The sequence below is a fragment of the Aeromonas sp. DNRA1 genome (genome assembly GCF_963888745.1).
Classification (GTDB): Bacteria; Pseudomonadota; Gammaproteobacteria; order Enterobacterales; family Aeromonadaceae; genus Aeromonas; species Aeromonas hydrophila.
On the sequence record NZ_CAWPKQ010000001.1, the window covers coordinates 823,365 to 843,584 of the forward strand.

15 protein-coding genes and 1 tRNA gene are annotated in these 20,220 nt (G+C 61.0%); 9 read left to right on the forward strand and 7 right to left on the reverse strand.

Going from position 1 to position 20,220, the window contains the following annotated elements; translation table 11 throughout:
* Window positions 1–73: 73 nt before the first annotated feature.
* Window positions 74–1,042: a glucokinase gene (gene glk, locus AACQ43_RS03690; protein WP_168966003.1), complete on the reverse strand. Its 969-nt coding sequence runs from the start codon at window positions 1,040–1,042 to the stop codon at window positions 74–76.
* Between the two features lie 349 nt (window positions 1,043–1,391).
* Here glk and AACQ43_RS03695 point away from each other — a divergent pair, with 349 nt between their 5' ends.
* Entirely contained in the window at window positions 1,392–2,246 is an 855-nt protein-coding gene (locus AACQ43_RS03695; RefSeq protein WP_005298732.1) for a MurR/RpiR family transcriptional regulator, read from the forward strand.
* 163 nt (window positions 2,247–2,409) lie between these two features.
* The gene (pyk, locus tag AACQ43_RS03700) at window positions 2,410–3,849 is read left to right on the forward strand and encodes a pyruvate kinase (protein ID WP_168966005.1); all 1,440 of its coding nucleotides are present in this window, start codon (window positions 2,410–2,412) and stop codon (window positions 3,847–3,849) included.
* Window positions 3,850–3,914: 65 nt separating this feature from the next.
* Here pyk and AACQ43_RS03705 read toward each other — a convergent pair whose 3' ends face one another.
* The 4 genes from AACQ43_RS03705 to AACQ43_RS03720 all read right to left on the reverse strand — a co-directional run bounded on the left by AACQ43_RS03705 (window position 3,915) and on the right by AACQ43_RS03720 (window position 11,236).
* Entirely contained in the window at window positions 3,915–4,961 is a 1,047-nt protein-coding gene (locus AACQ43_RS03705) for an efflux RND transporter periplasmic adaptor subunit (RefSeq protein ID WP_168966007.1), read from the reverse strand.
* Between the two features lie 15 nt (window positions 4,962–4,976).
* Entirely contained in the window at window positions 4,977–8,039 is a 3,063-nt protein-coding gene (locus AACQ43_RS03710) for an efflux RND transporter permease subunit (RefSeq protein ID WP_168966009.1), read from the reverse strand.
* Window positions 8,040–8,209: 170 nt separating this feature from the next.
* A complete protein-coding gene (locus AACQ43_RS03715) occupies window positions 8,210–10,534 on the reverse strand; it encodes an acyl-CoA dehydrogenase (protein ID WP_168966011.1) in 2,325 nt (774 codons plus the stop codon).
* A 48-nt stretch (window positions 10,535–10,582) separates the two neighbouring features.
* Window positions 10,583–11,236, reverse strand: a complete 654-nt coding sequence (locus AACQ43_RS03720; protein WP_168966013.1) for a TetR/AcrR family transcriptional regulator — start codon at window positions 11,234–11,236, stop codon at window positions 10,583–10,585.
* Between the two features lie 480 nt (window positions 11,237–11,716).
* Between AACQ43_RS03720 and AACQ43_RS03725 the strand changes: the two genes are divergently transcribed.
* Window positions 11,717–12,457 carry a phosphatase gene (locus AACQ43_RS03725; RefSeq protein ID WP_168966015.1) on the forward strand — a complete coding sequence of 247 codons (741 nt, stop codon included), beginning with the start codon at window positions 11,717–11,719 and terminating at the stop codon, window positions 12,455–12,457.
* An 85-nt stretch (window positions 12,458–12,542) separates the two neighbouring features.
* Window positions 12,543–12,618: transfer RNA gene (locus AACQ43_RS03730), tRNA-Thr, on the forward strand.
* 116 nt (window positions 12,619–12,734) lie between these two features.
* Here AACQ43_RS03730 and AACQ43_RS03735 read toward each other — a convergent pair.
* Window positions 12,735–15,023 carry an FdhF/YdeP family oxidoreductase gene (locus AACQ43_RS03735; RefSeq protein ID WP_168966017.1) on the reverse strand — a complete coding sequence of 763 codons (2,289 nt, stop codon included), beginning with the start codon at window positions 15,021–15,023 and terminating at the stop codon, window positions 12,735–12,737.
* Complete coding sequence (gene fdhD, locus AACQ43_RS03740) at window positions 15,010–15,816, reverse strand: formate dehydrogenase accessory sulfurtransferase FdhD (protein WP_168966019.1); 807 nt, start codon at window positions 15,814–15,816, stop codon at window positions 15,010–15,012. The genes AACQ43_RS03735 and fdhD overlap by 14 nt, the downstream gene beginning before the upstream one ends.
* A gap of 148 nt (window positions 15,817–15,964) precedes the next feature.
* Between fdhD and AACQ43_RS03745 the strand changes: the two genes are divergently transcribed.
* From AACQ43_RS03745 to AACQ43_RS03765, 5 genes are all read left to right on the forward strand, one after another.
* On the forward strand, window positions 15,965–16,879 hold the full coding sequence (locus AACQ43_RS03745; RefSeq protein ID WP_211162448.1) for a LysR family transcriptional regulator: 915 nt from the start codon (window positions 15,965–15,967) through the stop codon (window positions 16,877–16,879).
* 414 nt (window positions 16,880–17,293) lie between these two features.
* On the forward strand, window positions 17,294–17,866 hold the full coding sequence (locus AACQ43_RS03750; RefSeq protein WP_024946438.1) for a TetR/AcrR family transcriptional regulator: 573 nt from the start codon (window positions 17,294–17,296) through the stop codon (window positions 17,864–17,866).
* Between the two features lie 21 nt (window positions 17,867–17,887).
* Window positions 17,888–18,697, forward strand: coding sequence for a winged helix-turn-helix domain-containing protein (locus AACQ43_RS03755; RefSeq protein ID WP_076361202.1), 810 nt, complete (start codon window positions 17,888–17,890; stop codon window positions 18,695–18,697).
* Window positions 18,697–19,212 carry a FidL-like protein gene (locus AACQ43_RS03760; RefSeq protein WP_168966023.1) on the forward strand — a complete coding sequence of 172 codons (516 nt, stop codon included), beginning with the start codon at window positions 18,697–18,699 and terminating at the stop codon, window positions 19,210–19,212. Before AACQ43_RS03755 ends, AACQ43_RS03760 begins: the two co-directional genes overlap by 1 nt.
* 722 nt (window positions 19,213–19,934) lie before the next feature.
* Window positions 19,935–20,213: a BMC domain-containing protein gene (locus AACQ43_RS03765; protein WP_010634659.1), complete on the forward strand. Its 279-nt coding sequence runs from the start codon at window positions 19,935–19,937 to the stop codon at window positions 20,211–20,213.
* The last annotated feature ends 7 nt before the right edge of the window (window positions 20,214–20,220 follow it).

The window sequence follows — 20,220 nt, forward strand, 5'->3', positions numbered from 1 at the left end:
GTTGACACTCTACGCCATGGTCACTGAATCAAGGCTGAACCATGGCCGATCCGTCCCCCGCCAAGCCGCCGGCTTATAACTTGATGCCGAGCGACTGGCGCAGATAGGCGCCGGCGCCGAGCAGACCCGGTCCCTCGTGGGTGATGAGGAAGACGGGGATATCCTTGAGGTAGGATTTGAAACGACCCTTGTCTTCAAAGGCCACCCGAAAGCCCGAGCCGATAAAGAACTCCTGAAAGCGCGGCACTATGCCGCCAGCGATGTAGACGCCACCGAAGGTGCCCATGTTGAGCGCCAGGTTGCCGGCAAAGCGGCCCATCAGCACGCAGAACAGGCTCAAGGTACGGCGGCAGTCCAGGCACTCGCCCGCCAGCGCGCGCTCTGTGATGTCCTTGGGTTCGAACGCCTGCGGCTCGCGGCCGTCTGATTTCACCAAACCACGGTAGATGTTGACGAGGCCGGGGCCGGAAAGCAGCCGCTCGGCCGAGACGTGGCCCAGCTCGGCGCGCATCACCTGCAGCACCGCATCCTCTTCTTCGCTGTTGGCGGCAAAGTCCACGTGGCCGCCCTCGCCCGGCAGGCTCAGCCACTGCTCGCGAGTGTGCACCAGATGGGCGACGCCAAGGCCGGTGCCAGCCCCGTAGATGGCGATGGGCTTGCCGGCCACGGGCGCCGAGCCCCCCAGCTGGATGCAGTCAGCCGCATCCAGCACCGGCACCGCCATGGAGACGGCGGTAAAATCGTTGATCACCTGCAACCGGGTCAGGCCCAGATTGGCCTGCATCTCGCTGATGGAAAACTCCCAGCTATGGTTGGTCATGGCGACCCAGTCGCCGTTGATGGGGCAGGCGATGGCGATACAGGCTTCGCCCACCTGCACCTTGTGCTCATCCAAATAGAGGCGAACCACGGCTTCCAGACTGGGGTGGGCCAGCCCAGAATAGGTCTTGGCCTGGGAAATGGTGCCGGTTGCCAGCTCGCACAGGGCCAACCGGGCATTGGTGCCGCCTACGTCGCCGACCAGCGCATGGGTATGCTGCATAAAACAACTCCTTCGTTACTGGGGTCGGGGCGGCCGTTACCGTCCCGCAATTATTATTTGGTGCCAATTCTACCCGAGCCCCTCCCCTTGCGGCGCGTTTGATGGGTGCAACTGTGCGCCCGCTCACAGTGTTGTTGCTTTGCAACATTTGTAAGCGCTTTCACGGAATGACTGGAAGTTTGTAACCAAAACAACGAAATAATTAGACATGAGTCATACTTTGCAGGGCCGAGATTAGTTTCGATAAGAGCTTGTCTTGTATAGTCATCAAGTTGATTGGAAACCTGCTTAGCCATGAATTTAGTGCAAAGACACTGAAGCTAAATTACAAAAACGCCTGGTGGTGATGATGAATACCCTTGATAAAATTACTAATAATTTGGAAAGTTTCAGTAAATCAGAGCGTAAAGTCGCCGAGGTCATCCTGGCCTCTCCGCAGACGGCCATCCACTCCAGTATCGCCACCCTCGCCAAGATGGCTGACGTCAGCGAGCCGACCGTCAACCGTTTCTGCCGCCGTCTCGATACCAAAGGCTTTCCCGATTTCAAACTGCATCTGGCCCAGAGCCTGGCCAACGGCACGCCCTATGTGAACCGCCACGTGGAGGCGGAAGACGGGCCCGATACCTATACCGCCAAGATCTTCGAATCCACCATGGCCTGCCTCGATGCTGCCAAGAACAGCCTGGACATCTCCGCCATCAATCGCTGCGTCGATATCCTGACCCAGTCCAAGAAGATCAGCTTCTTTGGCCTTGGCGCCTCCTCCGCCGTCGCCCGCGATGCCCAGAACAAGTTCTTCCGCTTCAACATCCCGGTGGTGAGCTTTGATGACATCGTCATGATGCGCATGAGCTGCATCAACAGCAGCGAAGGGGACGTGGTGGTGCTCATCTCCCACACCGGCCGAACCAAGGCGCTGGTGGAGATTGCCGCATTGGCCCGCGAGAACGACGCCACCGTCATCGGCATGACCGCCAAGGACTCCCCGCTGGCGCGCGAGTGCAACCTGGTGCTCTCCATGGACGTGCCGGAAGACACCGACGTCTACATGCCGATGGCCTCGCGCATCGCCCAGCTCGCCCTGGTGGATGTGCTGGCAACCGGTTTCACCCTGCGCCGCGGCATGAAATTTCGCGAAAACCTGAAGAAAGTCAAAGAAGGTTTGCGCGAATCCCGCTTTGATACACCCCACTCTTCGTAAGCAACGGGGGCCTCGGCCCCCGGCTGTCTCTGCCACCTTCCTTGGTGTAGTATTGTAATTTAGTAACAAAAGCCACCCAGATGGCTTGCAAGCGGGTGCAATGGGTCATGCGCTTGACGGGGCAGTATCTCAAGTCATATCAACTTCAAAACTGGAGTCTTTCATGCCAAGACGTACAAAGATTGTAACCACACTCGGTCCGGCCACCGATCGCGAAGGGATCCTCGAGGGGATCATCCGTGCCGGCGCCGACATGGTGCGGATGAACTTCTCCCACGGCACTGCTGAAGACCACATCCTGCGCGCCAACCAGGTGCGTGACATCGCCGCCAAGCTGGGTCGTCACGTCGCCATCATGGGCGACCTGCAGGGCCCCAAAATCCGCGTTTCCACCTTCAAGGACGGCAAGATCTATCTGGCCGTCGGCGACAAGTTCATCCTCAATGCAGCCCTCGGCAAGGGTGAAGGCTGTCAGGAGCAGGTCGGCATCGACTACAAGAGCCTGCCGGGCGATGTTATCGCCGGCGACATCCTGCTGCTGGACGACGGTCGCGTGCAGCTGAAGGTGGAGCAGGTCGAAGGCACCCGCATCCACACCACGGTCACCGTGGCCGGTCCGCTTTCCAACAACAAGGGTATCAACAAGAAGGGTGGTGGCCTCTCCGCCCCGGCCCTGACCGAAAAGGACAAGGAAGACATCAAGACCGCCGCCCGCATGAACGTGGACTACCTGGCCGTCTCCTTCCCCCGTTGCGGTGATGACCTGCGCTACGCCCGCGAGCTGGCCCGCGAAGCCGGCTCCAACGCCAAGATCGTGGCCAAGGTCGAGCGCGCCGAAACCGTCGCCACCGACGAGGCGATGGAAGACATCATCCTCGGCTCCGATGCCGTCATGGTGGCGCGTGGTGATCTGGGCGTCGAAATCGGCGATCCCGAGCTGGTCGGCGTGCAGAAAAAACTCATTCGCCACTCCCGTCGCCTGAACCGCGTCGTCATCACCGCTACCCAGATGATGGAGTCGATGATCAACGCGCCGCTGCCGACCCGTGCCGAGGTGATGGACGTGGCCAACGCCGTGCTGGACGGTACCGATGCGGTGATGCTTTCCGCCGAGACCGCCGCCGGTCAATTCCCCATCGAGACCGTCACCTCCATGGCCAGCGTCTGCGTCGGTGCCGAGAAGCACCCGAGCCTGAACGTCTCCAACCACCGCATGAGCTACACCTTCACTTCGGTGGAAGAGGCCGTCGCCATGTCCACCATGTATGCAGCCAACCATCTGGAAGGGGTCAAGGCGATCGTGGCGCTGACCGAATCGGGCACCACCCCGCTGCTGATGTCCCGCATCAGCTCCGGCCTGCCGATCTTCGCCATGTCACCGCACAACAAGACCCTGGCCTGGACCAACCTCTACCGCGGCGTCACCCCTGTGCTGTTCGACGGCGACGAGACCAAGCCGGTCTACGAGGTGTGCCGCGACGCGCTGGACGTGCTCAAGGCCAAGGGGCTGCTGCAAAGCGGCGACATGGTGTTGCTGACCCACGGCGACAAGATGGAAACCGTCGGCAGTACCAACACCTGCAAGGTGATGATGGTCGAGTAATCGCCCTTCACCGGCACCAAAAACGGCTCCCGCGGGAGCCGTTTTTTTATGGCGAAACCGCCGCCTCAGCCGCGAAACAGTTCGACCTTGTCGCCGTCCTGCAGGCTGCCGGCGCCGCGCACCACCACCCTGTCGCCCTGCTTGAGCGCCCCGCTCACCGCCACCTGCCGGCTGTCGCCGAACAGCACGGTCACCGGCACCCGGTTCACCGTCAGCTCCTCACCGCGCTGCTCCACCTGATAGACCACGCTCCCCTCGGTGTTGAGCACCAGGGCATCGCGCGGCAGCAGCATGGTCTGCTGCTCCGCCAGCGGCAACGCCACCCGCACCGGCGAGCCGATGATGAAGCGCCCCGCCTCGGGCTTGAGGCGCAGCTCGATGAGGCGCGACTTGGGGTCGGCGCTCGCCGCCCGCTGGTAATAGACACCGTGGCCGCTGAGCTGCTCCCCTTCCACCCGCAGCCGGGTCTGGGGCGCCAGCTGACCGGCCCAGACGATGGGGGCCTGCAGGCGGATGTCGGGCTGATCGGGATTGACCAGCTCCAGCGCCTGCTCACCGGCATCCACGTGCTCCCCCGGCTGAATGAAGTGGTTGTTCACCACCCCGTCGAACGGCGCGAAGATGTGGCTTCTGCGCAGCTGCTCCTCAATCTGGCGCACCTGCACCCGCGCCAGCCGCTCGGCCAGTTCAGCCTGCTCCACGTCATAACGCGCCTTGTCATACTGGCTCTGGGAGGTGCTCTTCTGGCGGTGCAGCGTCGCCAGCCGGCCAAACTCGGCGCGGGCGAAGCGCACGTTGCTCTCCCACTTGGCCTGCTCGGCCTGAGCCTGCTCCAGCGAGAGCCGCAGCGCCGCACTGTCGAGGCGCAGCAGCTCATCCCCCTTGCTGACCCGGCTGCCGAACTCGGCAATCCACTCCACCCGGCCGCTTACCTCCGCGCTGAGCGCCGCCTGCTGGCGGCTCGCCACCGTGCCGCTGACCCAGATGCTGGCCGCAGCCTCCCCCCGGGTCACATCCGCCAGGGTCACCATCTTGCCCTGCGCCAGCGTGGGGAATACGCCCCCCGCCAGCAGCGCCGCGCCCACTACCATCCTTGTAAAACCGTGTGTCATCGATGAGCTCCTTGTTCAGGCCCGCTGGCGCAGGGCGAGCGGTGATTCGACCCGCTCTCCCAGTCGCAGGAAGGCGGGCAACAGGATCAGAGTAAACAGGGTGCTGCAGCTCATGCCGCCAACGATCACGGTGGCCAGCCCCCGGTAGATTTCACTGCCCTCGCTCGGGCTCAGCATCAGCGGCAGCATGCCGAAGATGCTGGTGAGGCTGGTCATGGCGATGGGCCGCATCCGGCTTTGCAGGGCATCGGCCACCGCCAGCTGGCGGCTCATTCCCTCCCGCTCCGCGGTGCGGGTCTGATGCACCAGCAGGATGGCGTTGTTGACCACCAGCCCCAGCAAAATGACGAAACCGATGATGGTCAGCAGATCCATCGGCAGCGGCACCAGCAGGCCGCTCAGGTGCAGCGCCAGCACGCCGCCGACGGTGGCAAGCGGCAGGGTCAGCAGCACCAGCACGGCATCCTTGAGGGAGGCAAACACCCCCCACAACAGGATCAGCAGGATCATCACGGCAAACAGGAAGATAGCCCCCAGGTTGCCCAGCGCCTGCTGCAGACTGTCGGCATTGCCGGAGACCCGCAGCTCGCCGCCGGCAGGCAGCAGTGGCCGGATGGCGGCAAAGCTTTTGCTCTGCAGGGTATCGAGTACCTGCTCCATGCTCATCCCCGCCGGGGGCGAGATCTGCAGGCTGATGCTACGCCGGCCATCGGCCCGAAAGATGCTGGCCGGCCCCATGTCGTGCTCCACCCGCAGCAGCTCGCCGAGCGGCACGATGCGCCCGGACGGGGTCGCCAGCGGCACCGCCTTGAGCTCGTCCGGGTTGGCCGAGGTCTGCCCCATCAGCATGATGTCGAGCCGCTCCTCCCCGTCGAAATACTCGCCGACCCGCAGCCCGTCGCCGAAGGTCTGGATGATGGCGGGCATGGGCATGCGATCCCAGCCCACCTCGGCGAGACGCCTGTCCTGCGGTACCAGCCGCAGCTCGGGGGCGGTGAAATCGAGATCCGGCTGCGGCCTCACCTGAGCGCCAGGCAGATCCTGCTTGACAATAGCCATGGCGGCCCGCGCCGCCTGGTAGAGCTCGGCCAGATCGCCTCCCTGCAGCAGCAGGGAGATGCCGTTCTCGCTGTCAAAGCCGCCGAACAGCGACCCCTGGCCGCCAAACACCTGGGTGTCGGGGATCCCCACCAGCAGCTGCTTCATCAACAGCTGCTCCAGCACCTTGATCTGATCCTCCTCTTTCGGCCGCACCCCGATCTGGGCGCCACCCGGGTAGCGCAGGATGTAGTAGTTCTTGAGGGCCGGTTCCCGCTCCCCCTTCATGTAAGGGGCGAGACGGGCGATCAGGGTGTCGATCACCTCCTCGCGCTGGGCCTGCAGGTTGAAACCCGGGGTGAAATTCATCCAGACATCCACCGCATCGCGCTTCACGTCGGGCAGATAGTCCATCTTCGGCAACAGAGCCCAGGTGGCCAGCGCCGGCAGGCTCATCATCAGGGTGATGACGGTCCAGCGCTGGCGGGAGGTGCCGGTCCAACGGATCACCCGTCGGGTGGCGCCCTGCCACAGCCCCTCATAGGGATCGATCAGCCGCTCACGCCCCATCCAGCGCGCCGCCACCGCCGGCAGCACGGTCACCGCAACCAGCATGGAGACGGTCACCGCGCAGGCGATGGTGAGCGCCAGATCGGCAAACAGCTGTCCCTCCACGTCGTTGAGCAGCAGCACCGGCAGGAAGATGGCGACCGTGGTCAGGGTGGAAGCCACCAGGGCGGTCCACACCCGGCTGGTGCCTTCCAGCGCCGCCTCCGCCTTGCTGAGATCGCCCCGCTCGTGGCGCCGGTAGATGCTCTCCAGCACCACGATGGCAGCATCGAGCACCATGCCCACCGCAAAGGCGATCCCCGCCAGCGAGATGACGTTGAGGGTCCGCCCCAGCACCTTGAGTAGGCAGAAGGTGAGCATGATGCTGATGGGAATGGCGATCGCGATCATCAGGGTCGCCTTGAGCTGGCGCAGAAAGACCCAGAGGATGGCACAGGAGAGCAGCACGCCGAGCCCCAGGTTGGCGGTCACCATGCTCACCGCCCGGTTGATGTAGAGGGAGGCGTCAAATGACTGCTCCATGTGCAGGCCGACCGGCTCCAGCACCTCGCGGTTGAGCTCGCCCACCTTGAGCTTGATGGCCTCCAGCGCCGCCAGGGCGTTGGCACCGCTCTCCTTGAAGATCTGGGCCGCGATGGCGGTGTTGCCGTTCTGGATGCGCAGCACCGGGTTCTCCTCCCGGGCCAGCTGGATCTCCGCCACGTCCCGCAGATAGATGGGCAGGCCGTCGCGCCAGTCCACTACCTTGTCTCCCAGAGTCGCCACGTCGTAGCGGCCGGCAAAGCGCAGCTTGTACTCCCAGCGGCCGATGTCGAGGGTACCGGCGGAGACGTCCCAGCCGGTGCTGGCCCGGCTGGCCAGTACCGGGATCTCCACCCCCAGCTCGGCGGCGCGGTAAGGGTCGAAACGGATCTGGATCTGGCGCTCGTTAATCCCTTGGATATCGACGGTCGACACCCCGGGAATGCGCTCCAGCTCAGGTTTTATCCGCGCCTCGATCAGCGCCTGGTGATCGTCGATCTGCCCCTTGGCACCGGGTAGCTGCTGGATGAAAAAGAAGGTGAGGGTGTCGTTGCTGCTGTAGTTGTTGACGTAGGGGCCGCCAATCTTGTCCGGCAGGCCGGAAACCCGGTTAAGACGGGAGATGACGTCGAGCTGGGCCCGCTGCATGTCGGTGCCGAGGGCAAACTCCAGGTCGATTTCGGTAAAGCCGGGGAAGCTGTTGCTGGTGAGGTTCTTGAGCCCCTGCACCCCCTGCATCTCCTGCTCGATGGGGTCGGTTATCTCCGATTCCATCTCCTGGGGCGAGGCCGAGCGCCAGTCCACCGAGATGTTGAGGTGCGGGCGATCGATGTCGGGAAACAGCTGGATCGGCAGCCCCCGGATGCTGAGCAGGCCCAGCAGAAAAATCAGCACGATCGAAACCGCCACCCAGATGGGGCGTTCGATCGCCGTTTTGGCGAGATTCATTCACTCTTCCTGAGTTTGTTGTTGTCGGCCATTCCGCTGGCCTTGCTTCCTGCCCCAAGGGTGGGGGGCCATTGCATTAAACTGGAATTAATCGAGGTTGTAAATGCAGGGTTAACAAACAAAAAAACCGGCCAGATTGGCCGGTTTCAGGTTCAGGAGGGAGCGCTCTCTCAGGCGGCGTGCACCACCGGGTTTTGCTGGGATAACCCCTCCAGCTCGCCCGGGGCAAAGTTGTCCACCTGGATCGCCTCGTAGCGCAGGGCATCGGCGGCCAGCAGCTTGTCCGCCTCGTCCTTGCTCAGGATGGACTGAGACAGAGCAGCGGCCACCAGCTCCGGCAGCGCCAGTTTGCGGGGCAGTTTGCCCTCTTTCTGGGCCTGCACCAGTTTCTTCTCGTAGGGCTGCACCGAGACCATGGCCTGGAAGGCACGCTCCATCAGACCAACCGGGTCCGCCTCGTCTTTGCCGACGTAGCACAGCGCCGTCAGACGGTCGCGGAACTCGCCCGGCTTCATCATGGCCAGACAGATGGCGTGGCAACGATCGTCGGCCGGCATCTTGTAACCGACGCCGAACGGGAACACCACGCGCTTGAGCACGGCACCCACCACCTTGTTCGGGAAGTTCTGGAAGAAGCCCTCGAACGCCTTGCCAATCAGGTAGAGGTTGCGCTCCACCGCGTACTGCACGAACGGCAGATCGGAGACCATGCGGCCCTGATCCTCGTAGTGCTTGAGGGTGGCGGAGGCCAGGTAGAGGTGGCTCAGCACGTCACCCAGACGGGCGGAGATCATCTCCTTGCGCTTGAGATCGCCACCCAGCATCAGCATGGAGACGTCGGCGCACAGGGCCAGCCCTTTACTCATGCGAGACAACTGCTTGTAGTAACGGGCGGTTTCACCGGCCACCGGCGCGCTGTTGAACTGACCCAGGGTCAGTCCCTGGAACAGGGAACCGAAGAAATTGCCGGCGCCGAAGGCGATGTGCTTCATCAGCAGGGCGTCAAACTTCTCGAGACCGCGCTCCACGTCGGTATCGGCCGCCGCTTCCAGCTCGGCAAACACGTACGGGTGACAGCGGGTGGCGCCTTGCCCGAAGATCATCAGGTTGCGGGTCAGGATGTTGGCCCCTTCCACCGTGATGGCGACCGGAATACCCATGTAGGCGTAGCCGGTGTAGTTTTTCGGGCCCAGCTGGATGGCGCGACCGGCGTGGATGTCCATGGAGTCATCCATGATCTGGCGCGCCATCTCGGTCATGTGGTACTTGGAAATCGCAGTGACGATGGCTGGAGCCTGACCCAAGTCCAGGGAACCTGCGGTCATGCGACGAGCCCCTTCCAGCTGATAGGTGAGGCCGCCGATACGGGCCAGCGCTTCCTGCACCCCTTCAAACTTGCCGATGGACATGCCGAACTGCTTGCGCACATAGGAGTAGGCGCCCACGGTGCGGCTCGCCATGTGACCACAGGCGGTCCCGAGCGCAGGCAGCGAGATGCCGCGACCGGCGGAGAGGCACTCCACCAGCATGCGCCAGCCGCGACCGGCGTAATCCGGGCCACCGATGATCCAGTCGAGCGGGATGAACACATCCTTGCCGAAGGTCGGGCCGTTCAGGAACGCCAGACCCATGGGGTAGTGACGATCGCCAACGCGCACGCCCGGGTGGCTGGTCGGGATGAGCGCGCAGGTGATGCCGAGCTCTTCCTTGTCACCCAGTAGTTTTTCCGGGTCATACAGTTTGAACGCCAACCCCAGCACGGTGGCGCGCGGCGCCAGGGTGATGTAGCGCTTGTTCCAGTTGAGGCGAATACCCAGCACCTCTTCCCCCTTGTGCATCCCTTTGCAGACGATTCCCTTGTCAGGAATGGCACCAGCATCGGAACCCGCTTCCGGCCCGGTCAGGGCGAAGCAGGGCACCTCTTTGCCATTGGCCAGCCCCGGCAGCCAGAAATCTTTCTGGGCCTGGGTGCCGTAGTGCATCAGCAGCTCGCCCGGGCCTAGGGAGTTCGGCACCATGACGGTAACCGCCACGCTCAGGCTCTTGGTGGCAATACGAGTAACGATGGTGGAGTTGGCAATCGCCGAAAATTCGCGGCCGCCGTAGGATTTCGGGATGATCAGGGAGAAGAAGCCTTCCTTCTTCAGATAGTCCCACACCGGCTCCGGCAGGTCTTTGGTTTCGTTGACGATCTTGAAGTCGTCAACCATGGCGAGCAGGGTTTCGACCTGGTTGTCGATAAAGGCCTGCTCCTCTGCGGTCAGCGTCGCCTTGCCGTAGCCGTGCAGTTTTTTCCAGTCGGGGTTGCCGCGAAACAGCTCCCCATCCCACCAGACGGAGCCGGCTTCCATGGCCTCCCGCTCGGTGGCCGACAAGGGCGGCAGTATCTTCTTGAAGATGCCGAACACCGGGCGGGTGACCACCTTTTTACGGATGGAGGGCACGCCGAGCACGACGGCTATCGCCAGCACCAGCAGGATAAGCAATGTGATCATACTCAAGTTCCTTCTATTTCACTGTTTCCGTTGATTTATTGTTGGTTGTTACACGGCCAGGGAGAGCCTGGTCGACTCCACTGGTGCCCCGACTCCGGACGCCAGATAAGGAATAACGTTGCGTACCAACCCCTCGACATCGAGCTGCTGGCCAAAATCGGCCAGGGCGATGTCGCGCAGCGCATCGGCAGAGGCCATGGTGAAGACGACGGTGCCTAGGGTGAAGTGCAGGCGCCAGAAGAGATCCGCTGGCGAGAGGGCCGGGTTGGCTTTGGAGATAGCCTGGGTGATCCGCTGCAAAATGGGGCCATAGTGGGCAGTGATGAAGCGGCGCAGGTGACCCTGGCTGTCGATGTAGCCGCGTCCCAGCAGCTGCATGAAGATGGCCGGACCGTTGGTGCGCACCGCTACCAGCTTCATCAGCGGGTCGACGAAGCTCTCGAACACCTGCAGCAGGGTCAGCTGCTCCTGTGTCATCAGGGTATGGAGGCGTGCATCCAGCTCGGGCATAAACAGGCTCAGATAGCGATCGAGCACCGCCTGGATCAGCTCCTTCTTGGAGCCGAAGTGGTAGTTCACCGACGCCAGGTTGACATCGGCCTCGCTGGTGATCAGACGCAAAGAGGTATCGGCGAACCCCCGTTCGGCAAACAACACCTCAGCGGCATCGAGAATGCGGTTTTTGGTATCGATTTTACTCACAGGACACCTCACTTAAACGAATGTTTAAAAAGTACGTTTCACAACCTTTTGTGTCAAGAGAATGTGAACGGGTGTTAGTGAAATGTTTTTGTTGAAAATGGGGAACAAGGCGGGAACTTCACGGACGAATCGGACTCTATATCTATGCCACTGCAATTAAACATTAAGTCTCGCCCAACCTGCTCCATGCTAGTTGGGCATTTTTTTGCCCGTTATTTGCCCGTTACCCGCGCAGCGCGCTGGCAAACAGGCAAAAAAAAACCGTCGCAGGGCGCGACGGCGGGGAAATGAGGTTGCACCATCCTGATCCAACCCATCGATGCGAGTTCAGGCTTTCATCGATGACGCCATCATGACCGCCAAGCGTGTTCAAACTTTGTCAGACAGACACCAATTTGTGACAAAGTATGACAAGCCACGACATGGTCTCGACCCGCCGCCTTTGCTATGCTGGCGCCTCACGCCAGAGGGGAAGATAAGATGAAGTACACGGTCGATACCCACACCCACACCATCGCCAGCACCCACGCCTACAGCACCATTCACGACTACCTGCCCATCGCCAAGGCAAAGGGGATCAAGCTGTTCGCCACCACGGATCATGGCCCCGACATGGCCGATGCCCCCCACTTCTGGCACTTCGTCAATCTGCACGTGCTGCCACGGGTGGTCGACGGGGTTGGCATCCTGCGCGGCATCGAAGCCAACATCAAGAACATAGATGGCGAGATCGACTTCCCCGAACGCTACGAATCGCGGCTTGACATGATCATGGCGGGCTTTCACGAGCCGGTGTTCCCCCCCTGCGACAAGGCCACCCACACCCAGGCCATGATCAACGCCATCAGGAGCGGCCGGGTCGACATGATAAGCCACCCCGGCAATCCCGCCTTCCTCATCGATATCCAGGCCGTGGTCAAGGCAGCGGCAGAGTATCGGGTGGCGCTGGAGCTCAACAACTCCTCCTTCAGCCACTCCCGCCCGGGCAGTGAAGGCAACTGCCGTGCTATCGTCGAGGCAGCGCGGGACCTGGGTGCCTACCTCACCTTCGGCTCCGACTCCCACGTGGCATTCAGCCTCGGGGATTTCGAGCACTGCCACCGACTGGTCACCGAAGCCGGCTTCCCGGCAGAGCGGATCCTGGCGCGCTCCCCCCGTGCGCTGCTCGATTTTCTCGAAAGCCGCGGCCGGGCCCATATTCCGGAGTTCGCCGACCTCTGACATTGACCGTAACTCCATGAGCCCACTCATAAAACTGAGCACAGCTCATTGACTTGCCCCGCTGTTTTCGGGAATCTAGTGGCACGCCGGTATAGCTCAGTTGGTAGAGCAGCGCATTCGTAATGCGAAGGTCGGGGGTTCGACTCCTCTTACCGGCACCAATCACGCAAACAACAACGCCGCATGTCTTATGCGGCGTTGTTGTTTATAGGATGTGCGGGCTCTGCTGCATTGGGTTGGCAGGCTTGAACCGGCCCACGCCTGCAAACCTCTCAGCTCATAGCAGCAACAGATTGTCCTGTTGACGGGAGGCAGTCACCAGCACCGGGATGGACTTGGAGGTGGGGGTAAACGAGCCGGCACCGATACTGTCGATAGGCACCAGCGGGTTGGTTTCCGGATAGTAGGCCGCGATGTTGCCACGCGGGATCTGGTAGATCACCACCACAAAACCAGTCACGCAGCGCTCGCGCCCGTCGTTGCAGATGGCCGCCATGTCGACCCGATCCCCTTCGGCAAAGCCAAGCTGGCGAGCATCCGCCTCGTTCATGAACACCACGTTGCGCTGGCCCTTGATGCCGCGATAGCGGTCATCCATGCCGTAGATGGTGGTGTTGTACTGATCGTGAGAACGCAGGCTCTGCAGCAGCAGTACCGGCTGATCCGCCATCTGCTCGGCATGGCGGGTACACTCCGGCAGCACTGATTGCGGCAGGGTGCTGGCACGAAACTCAGCGCTGCCGCTGGCGGTATTCCAGGTCAGCAGCGCCGCAGAGTTATCGAGATGAAAACCGCACGGCTGCTGGATGCGGGCATTGAAATCGGCAAAGCCGACGATGGTCTGCTCGATAAGATCACGAATACGAGCATAGTCATCGCGCAGAGCCAGCCAGTCGACCCGCTCGCTGCCCACGGTGGCGTGAGCCATCCGCGCAACTATGTCGGTCTCGGAGAGGCAGAGCGGCGATACCGGCTCGGCTGCGCCGGTCGAGGCGTGCACCATGCTGAAGGTGTCCTCCACCGTGATCTTCTGGTTGCCGCTGCGCTGGATATCGAGCTCGGTACGGCCGAGGCAGGGCAGGATCAGCGCTGCATTGCCCACCTGCAGATGGCTGCGGTTGAGCTTGGTGCTGATCTGCACGTTGAGCTCGGCCTTTTTCATCGCCCAGTAGGTGAAGTCGGTATCGGGCGCCGCTGCAGCCAGGTTACCACCGAGGCAAATAAGCACCTTGCTCTTGCCCTCGTCCAACGCCTTGAGCGCTTCGTACACGTTGTGGCCACGGGCCCGCGGCAGGCTCACCTGCAGGTGACGCTCGAACCGGTCGATAAAGGCGGCTGTCGGCTTTTCGTTGATACCCATGGTGCGGTTGCCCTGCACGTTGCTGTGGCCCCGTACCGGGCAGAGCCCCGCCCCCGGCTTGCCAATCTGGCCGCGCATCAGGTGCAGGTTGACGATTTCGCGAATGGTATCGACCGAGTGCAGATGCTGGGTAACCCCCATGGCCCAGCAGCTGATGATGCGCTGGCTGGCGGCAAAGACCCTGGCAGCCTGCACGATGTCGGCGCGAGTCAGGCCGGATTGCTGCTCGATCGCCGCCCAGTCGGTGGCACGCACCTGCGCCTCGTACTCGGCAAACTGGCGGGTGTGGCGAGCGATGAAGTCGCGATCCACCGCCTCCGGCGCCTCTTCCAGCATGTACTTGGCCATGCCGCGGATGGCGGCCATATCGCCCCCCAGTTTCGGCGTCAGGTATTGGTGGCTGATGGTGGTGGCCGCCGGGGTCAGCAGCTCGAGCGGGCTCTGCGGGCTGGCAAAGCGCTCGAGGGCCACCTCTTTCAAGTTGTTGAAGCTGACGATCTTGCAGCCGCCGCGCGCCGCCTGACGCAAGGCATTCATCATGCGCGGGTGGTTGGTACCCGGATTCTGGCCATAGACGAACACCGCATCGGCCTGATCGAAGTCATCCAGCACCACAGTCCCCTTGCCGATGCCGACCGACTGGATCAGCGCTACCCCACTCGCCTCGTGGCACATGTTGGAGCAGTCGGGGAAGTTGTTGGTGCCAAACAGGCGACCAAACAGCTGATAGAGGTAGGAAGCTTCGTTGCTGGCACGTCCCGAGGTGTAGAACTCCACCTCGTCCGGGCTATTCAGCCCCTTGAGGGTGTCGGCAATCAGGGCAAAGGCATCGTCCCAGCTTGTTGGCTCGTAGTGATCGGTCGCCGGGTTGTAGCGCATCGGCTCGGTCAGCCGCCCCTGATACTCGAGCCAGTAGTCGCTCTGGGTCGCCAGCTGGCGCACCGAGTGGGCGGCGAAAAACTCGGCCCCCACCGTCTTGCCGGTGGATTCCCAGGCCACCGCCTTGGCGCCGTTTTCACAGAACTGGAAGGTGCCGTGGTCGTTGTCACCCCAGGCACAACCCGGGCAGTCGAAGCCGTCGGTCTGGTTGACCCGCAGCAGGTTCTTGATGTTCTGACGGGTCTTCTGGCTGCGCAGCACCTGTTTCATGGTGGATTGCAGGGACGAAAAACCGCCGGCTTTGGCGGGCTTTTCAATATGACTCATGGCACTCTCCGATGGGATCCGCCGGGCGATAGCTCGAATAGCTGACCGGGGCATCAAACTTGGGAATATGAACGACGTTGAGGTTGTATTTGAGGGCTAGCCTGACCGCCAGCTGACTGGGCGATGCCAGACAGATGAGGTGACGGGCACCAAAGCGGGCGGCTTTTTGCACCAGCTCGCTGCCGCAGCGGCTGGTCACCACCAGGGTGTCGCACGCACTGTGTTGACGCAGCAGCAGGCCGATCAGCTTGTCGAGGGCATTGTGGCGCCCGATATCTTCCCGGCAATGCAGGATCCGGCCCTCGGCATCCAGCGCCAGCGCCGCATGCAGGGCGCCATGCTGCTGACCCTTGAGCTGCCACTGGGCGATCTGCGCACGCAGCCCCGCCAGCAAGGCCCCATCCAGCGGCGGCGTCAGCGGCAACACCGGCAGTGCGGGCAGCGCCAGCTCCACCGCCGCCACGCCGCAGATGCCGCAACCGGTCGCCCCGGTCAGCCGGCGTTTGTGCTGGGCCAGAGCAGCCAGGGAACGGTTGGCGATGGTCACATCCAGCACAATACCCTGTTCGGCTGGCGCAACCTGGATGTCGTGGACCTCGTGGTTGTGCCGGATGATCCCCTCGCCAAACAGAAAGCCGACGGCAAAGTCGTCGAGATCGTCCGGGGTCGCCATCATCACCGCATGGTTGATGCCATTGATGTTGATGGCGACGGCCACCTCCTCCACCAGATGATCCAGTGAAGGCGAGGCAGGCAAATTGACGGGGATGTCGACAGGCGTGTAGGCAGGCATGCAGGTTGGCCTAAAAATGCAAACTGCATTCAAGTTTAGAGAGGCGGCAGACGCAAAACCAATGAAATAAATCTATATGGCAATAGATTTGTTCTATTGACGGCGTTTTTTCAATTGATTAATTTTTAGGTTCATCCTCACCTCCCCAATGATCATGAACATCAAGCAGCTGCACTATTTCCACGAACTGGCCAAACACCAGCATTTTGCCAGAGCGGCCAAGGCCTGCCACATCACCCAGCCGACCCTCTCAGCCAGCATCACGGCACTGGAGAAGAACCTCGGCACCGATCTGGTGGTGCGTACCAGCCAGTTCGTCGCCCTCACCGAAGCGGGCGAGCTGGTGCGCCAGTATGCCGAGCGAATGCTGCTGGAACAGGAGGCGCTCAAGCAGGAGCTGGCGCTGTTTCATGGCGAGCTCTCCGGCACCCTGCGCATCGGCATAGTGCCCCAGTCCAATGTCGACATCATGCCGCTCATCGCCCGCTGCAAGCAGCGCTACCCCGATATCGTCATTCGTCTCTCGGTGCTCAGCAACGAAGCCCTGCTGTCACAGCTGGAGCTGCACCAGTGCGATATCGGGCTGGGGTTTGACGAGCCGCTCACCGGCGCCGCCAAACAGACTTTTCACCTCTATCCCCAGGGCAACAACCAGATGGCGGTGCTGATGAACCTCGACGAGGCGGATCAGCGCCTCCCCGGCGACGAGCTGACCCTGACCGCACTGCAGCAGCAGCCGCTGGTACTGCCCAGCCGCACCATGCAGTTTCGCAAGTACCTGGACCGCGCCGCCGAGCGGGCCGGCATCCGGCTTGACGTGGTACTGGAAACCGACTCCCTGTTTCACCTGGTGAGTGCCGTGCGCCACCGGCTGGGTTGGGCCATCGTCAGTGCCGGCCTCGCCCGATCCGCCAGCAACCTCTCAGATCTGGCCTGCCTGCCGCTGGCGCCGCAACGCGACATCGGCCACACCGCCTTCATCACCCGCCAGCACAGCATCACCCCCGCCATGCGCGCCTTCCTCGAGCTGGTGCAAGAGGCAGACGCCCCCCTTGAAAAATAAGGTAACGCCCACAAACACACTGCTTTTTTATATTTCCGCCATGACCAAAGGTGGCAGAAATATATACCTTTCCGCTAAAAAACAACCTCTCATTGGTTAACAAGAAGAGATAAACACTCAGGAAAATGATTGCTGCAACGAGGTAAATAAATGACAACTTAATCCCTATCCCGACTCCTTAAAATAGTTATTTTTCATTGAGAATGACTTTACCCAGGAGATAAAAAAGCCGTGATTAATTGACAAGTCAAGTTCTCAAACAAATCCAGACAAAATATTTAAAGCGACTCTTTCACCTTTATTTCAAGGTTATTTGTGAAGCACCACACAATAACGACTTTTCCTCCCGCCCCCATTTCCTCATATTGATGGCGATCAAGAATGATCATACCGTCTGGTCGGTATGATTGGGCCATGAACATTGAAACCCAACATAGAAAAAAAGACCCTGTACGTCTTTATCGACAACTGCTGGAGTCGGCCGCCACCATCGCCGGCCGGGATGGTATCGCCGCCCTGTCGTTGAACGCCGTTGCCTTTGAGGCCGGGGTAAGCAAGGGGGGCTTGCTGCACCACTTCCCCAACAAGCAGGCGCTGATCTTTGCCCTGTTTGCGCGTCTGCTGGCCATCATGGAAGAGGCCATCTCAGCACTGATGGCGGCAGACAAGACCGCCTACGGCCGCTTTACCCGTGCTTACCTGCACTATCTTTCTGCCCCAGAATTGACGGACACCCAGGAGAGCCGCCAGCTGATGGTGCTCTCGCTGGCCATGCCGGATGAGCCGGTACTGCGACAATGCTGGCGTGACTGGATGCTGGCGCATCTGGCGCAAGGGGATGAGCTGGATAATGGCCATACCGGCACCCTGGTGCGTTATGCCGCAGACGGCATCTGGCTATCGGAATTGACCGAAGGGCGCACCATGAGCACCGAGCACCGTCAGGCGCTGGTCAAGACCCTGCATAATATGACGCTCCCCACGTGAAGCGGATGGATTGAGGCCGAGATGCGCTACCACATCAATGCCCGCTTCATTTATGACGCGACCGATGGTTCCCTGACTCAGCGGGAAAGCGTTGAGCCGGACAGCCAATTATCCATCACCGCCAATGCGCTGTTTTATTTTTTCTTGAGAAATACCGGGATAGTCAGCCGCGAGGAAGTGCTTAAAAAAGTCTGGGACGATAACGGATTAACCTCATCGAACAGCAACCTCAACCAATACCTGAGCATATTGCGCAAGGCTTTTCGCCACTACGATATCGACAATATCATCGTCACGGTGTCACGCGGTTATTTGCAGCTCAATCCCGAGGTCATCATCGAGCCTATTGAGCATGCGCCTGCACCGGCCATTGAAATAGTACCTTCGCCCTCCACGCTGGCCGCCGCCGAGCCGGCATTCGAGCCTGCCGAATGGCCACTTCCCCTCACCTCCCGTTCACGCGGCATCTGCTGGTACATCGCGGGGGGCTGCATGCTCGCGTTTGCCCTCATGCTGCTGGCATTTGGTCTCTTGAATGGCCGTGAGCCGCGCCCCGTCACCCTGACCGGGATCCCCAACAGTCAGTGCGAATTGCTGGCCAGCGACGAGATGCTGCGCTCGGTCAGCGCCACGACCTACGGTGAGCATTTCGAACAGGTGCGCCAGCGTTTGAACATCAGCTGCAAACCGGGCGAGCGTTTTTTGTTTTTCTACGGGGACAGACTGGAAACCAATGGCCTGGGCCGGGTATTTCTGGCCCACTGCGCCATGCATGAAGACAACCCGTTCAGCTACTGCGACAACTATTTCTACTACTCCTGGAAGCCGTGATGAGACTTGCGCCGCGTCCCTTCTTTCTCTTCTCCTGCACCCTGTTTCTCGCCGCAGCACTCTATGCCTGTTATCAGCTGCCCAGCGAAAATGATGGCGTCATGAGCTGCGCCACCAAAGGCATCATGCGCTTTGAGGACATGCACAAAGAGAACGTCAACGGCAACATCCACTTCAATTTCGGCCGCCAGGGAAAAGGCTCCATGGTGGTTGAAGGCTATACCGATTCGGCCGCAGGCTGGCTCTACCTCCAGCGCTACGTCACGTTTACCTACAGCAGCAACCGAGTCTCCGCCACCGAGCGTCAATACCGCATCAACAAATGGGAAGCGAGCGCCTCCTCCATCGATCAATCGCCGGACGTGATCTTCGACTACTTCATGCGCGAGATGTCCGACAGTCACGATGGGCTGTTTCTGAGTGCCCAGCGGCTCAATCAGCAGGCCATACTGCTGAGCTCCATCAACTCGCCGCTCTGGATCTGCACCCTCAAATCCGGCAGCAAACTGCACTAGTCCCGACAATACGGCGGCAGTCCCGACCCAAGCGTCGACGACGCGCACATATCGCCCTGCCCCACAAGCTGACCCGCGCAAGCCCCTATGACGCCACCCCAATGCGACCTATCCACCTGTTTGCCCTGAAGGCAGTGCCGTGGTAACTGCCGGCCACCCCTTCCCCCGACTACACATCCGTGCCGACAAGACGCCCCTTGCGCATCACCAGGCAGGACCGGTTCCCGCTACTTTTCCAGCCCGTCCCATCCCCCTCACGCTGGCATCCACATGACTCGCGCCCCGCTCTCAATGCAACCTCCCCCGTCTGGCCCGCCGTCACTACCTTTATCTCTCCTTCCCGTCACACCCGGCTCACTTTTTACATTTAGCGTCGCCGGCAAAACATGAGCTCCGCCACAGTTAGCTGCCGGCCAAATTACCTCTCGGCCCCCATCACACAACAACCCATTAACATCAGCCAACGATCTTTTCCCGGGCCTGAATTCGGCCTTATGCAAGGCATAAAACAGCCTCGTGGCCGCAGCATAAATAGATAAATGCGGCTTATAAAAACAATAAATACAGAACAACAAACTAAATATCTCAATTTTACAGATTCAAATTCCACAAACACTGCCAATACCTATAGTGGCGATTGAACGCCGCAACCGTGGCTCAACGCCGTGACACGGACGGAGTTCCTTAACCACACCACACATATCTGTTCTGAGGAGATCACCATGGGTGACGCATTGGGGCTTATCGAAACCAAAGGTCTGGTGGCCTGCATTGAAGCCGCGGATGCCATGTGCAAATCCGCCAACGTGGAGCTGATCAGCTATGAAAACATCGGCTCCGGCCTGGTCACCGTCATGGTGAAGGGGGATGTCGGCGCGGTGAAGGCGGCGGTGGATTCCGGCGTGGAGTCGGCACAGCGCATCGGTGAAGTGGTGACCTCGCTGGTCATCGCCCGTCCGCACAACGACATCAACAAAATCGTCATTAAACACAAGGCTTGAGGCCGGG

Bases quoted from the DNA above. Each gene is read 5' to 3' on its own strand.
- glk (WP_168966003.1), bottom strand. From the start codon at position 1,042: ATGCAGCATACCCATGCGCTGGTCGGCGACGTAGGCGGCACCAATGCC.
- AACQ43_RS03695 (WP_005298732.1), top strand. From the start codon at position 1,392: ATGAATACCCTTGATAAAATTACTAATAATTTGGAAAGTTTCAGTAAA.
- pyk (WP_168966005.1), top strand. From the start codon at position 2,410: ATGCCAAGACGTACAAAGATTGTAACCACACTCGGTCCGGCCACCGAT.
- AACQ43_RS03705 (WP_168966007.1), bottom strand. From the start codon at position 4,961: ATGACACACGGTTTTACAAGGATGGTAGTGGGCGCGGCGCTGCTGGCG.
- AACQ43_RS03710 (WP_168966009.1), bottom strand. From the start codon at position 8,039: ATGAATCTCGCCAAAACGGCGATCGAACGCCCCATCTGGGTGGCGGTT.
- AACQ43_RS03715 (WP_168966011.1), bottom strand. From the start codon at position 10,534: ATGATCACATTGCTTATCCTGCTGGTGCTGGCGATAGCCGTCGTGCTC.
- AACQ43_RS03725 (WP_168966015.1), top strand. From the start codon at position 11,717: ATGAAGTACACGGTCGATACCCACACCCACACCATCGCCAGCACCCAC.
- AACQ43_RS03735 (WP_168966017.1), bottom strand. From the start codon at position 15,023: ATGAGTCATATTGAAAAGCCCGCCAAAGCCGGCGGTTTTTCGTCCCTG.
- fdhD (WP_168966019.1), bottom strand. From the start codon at position 15,816: ATGCCTGCCTACACGCCTGTCGACATCCCCGTCAATTTGCCTGCCTCG.
- AACQ43_RS03745 (WP_211162448.1), top strand. From the start codon at position 15,965: ATGATCATGAACATCAAGCAGCTGCACTATTTCCACGAACTGGCCAAA.
- AACQ43_RS03750 (WP_024946438.1), top strand. From the start codon at position 17,294: ATGAACATTGAAACCCAACATAGAAAAAAAGACCCTGTACGTCTTTAT.
- AACQ43_RS03755 (WP_076361202.1), top strand. From the start codon at position 17,888: ATGCGCTACCACATCAATGCCCGCTTCATTTATGACGCGACCGATGGT.
- AACQ43_RS03760 (WP_168966023.1), top strand. From the start codon at position 18,697: ATGAGACTTGCGCCGCGTCCCTTCTTTCTCTTCTCCTGCACCCTGTTT.
- AACQ43_RS03765 (WP_010634659.1), top strand. From the start codon at position 19,935: ATGGGTGACGCATTGGGGCTTATCGAAACCAAAGGTCTGGTGGCCTGC.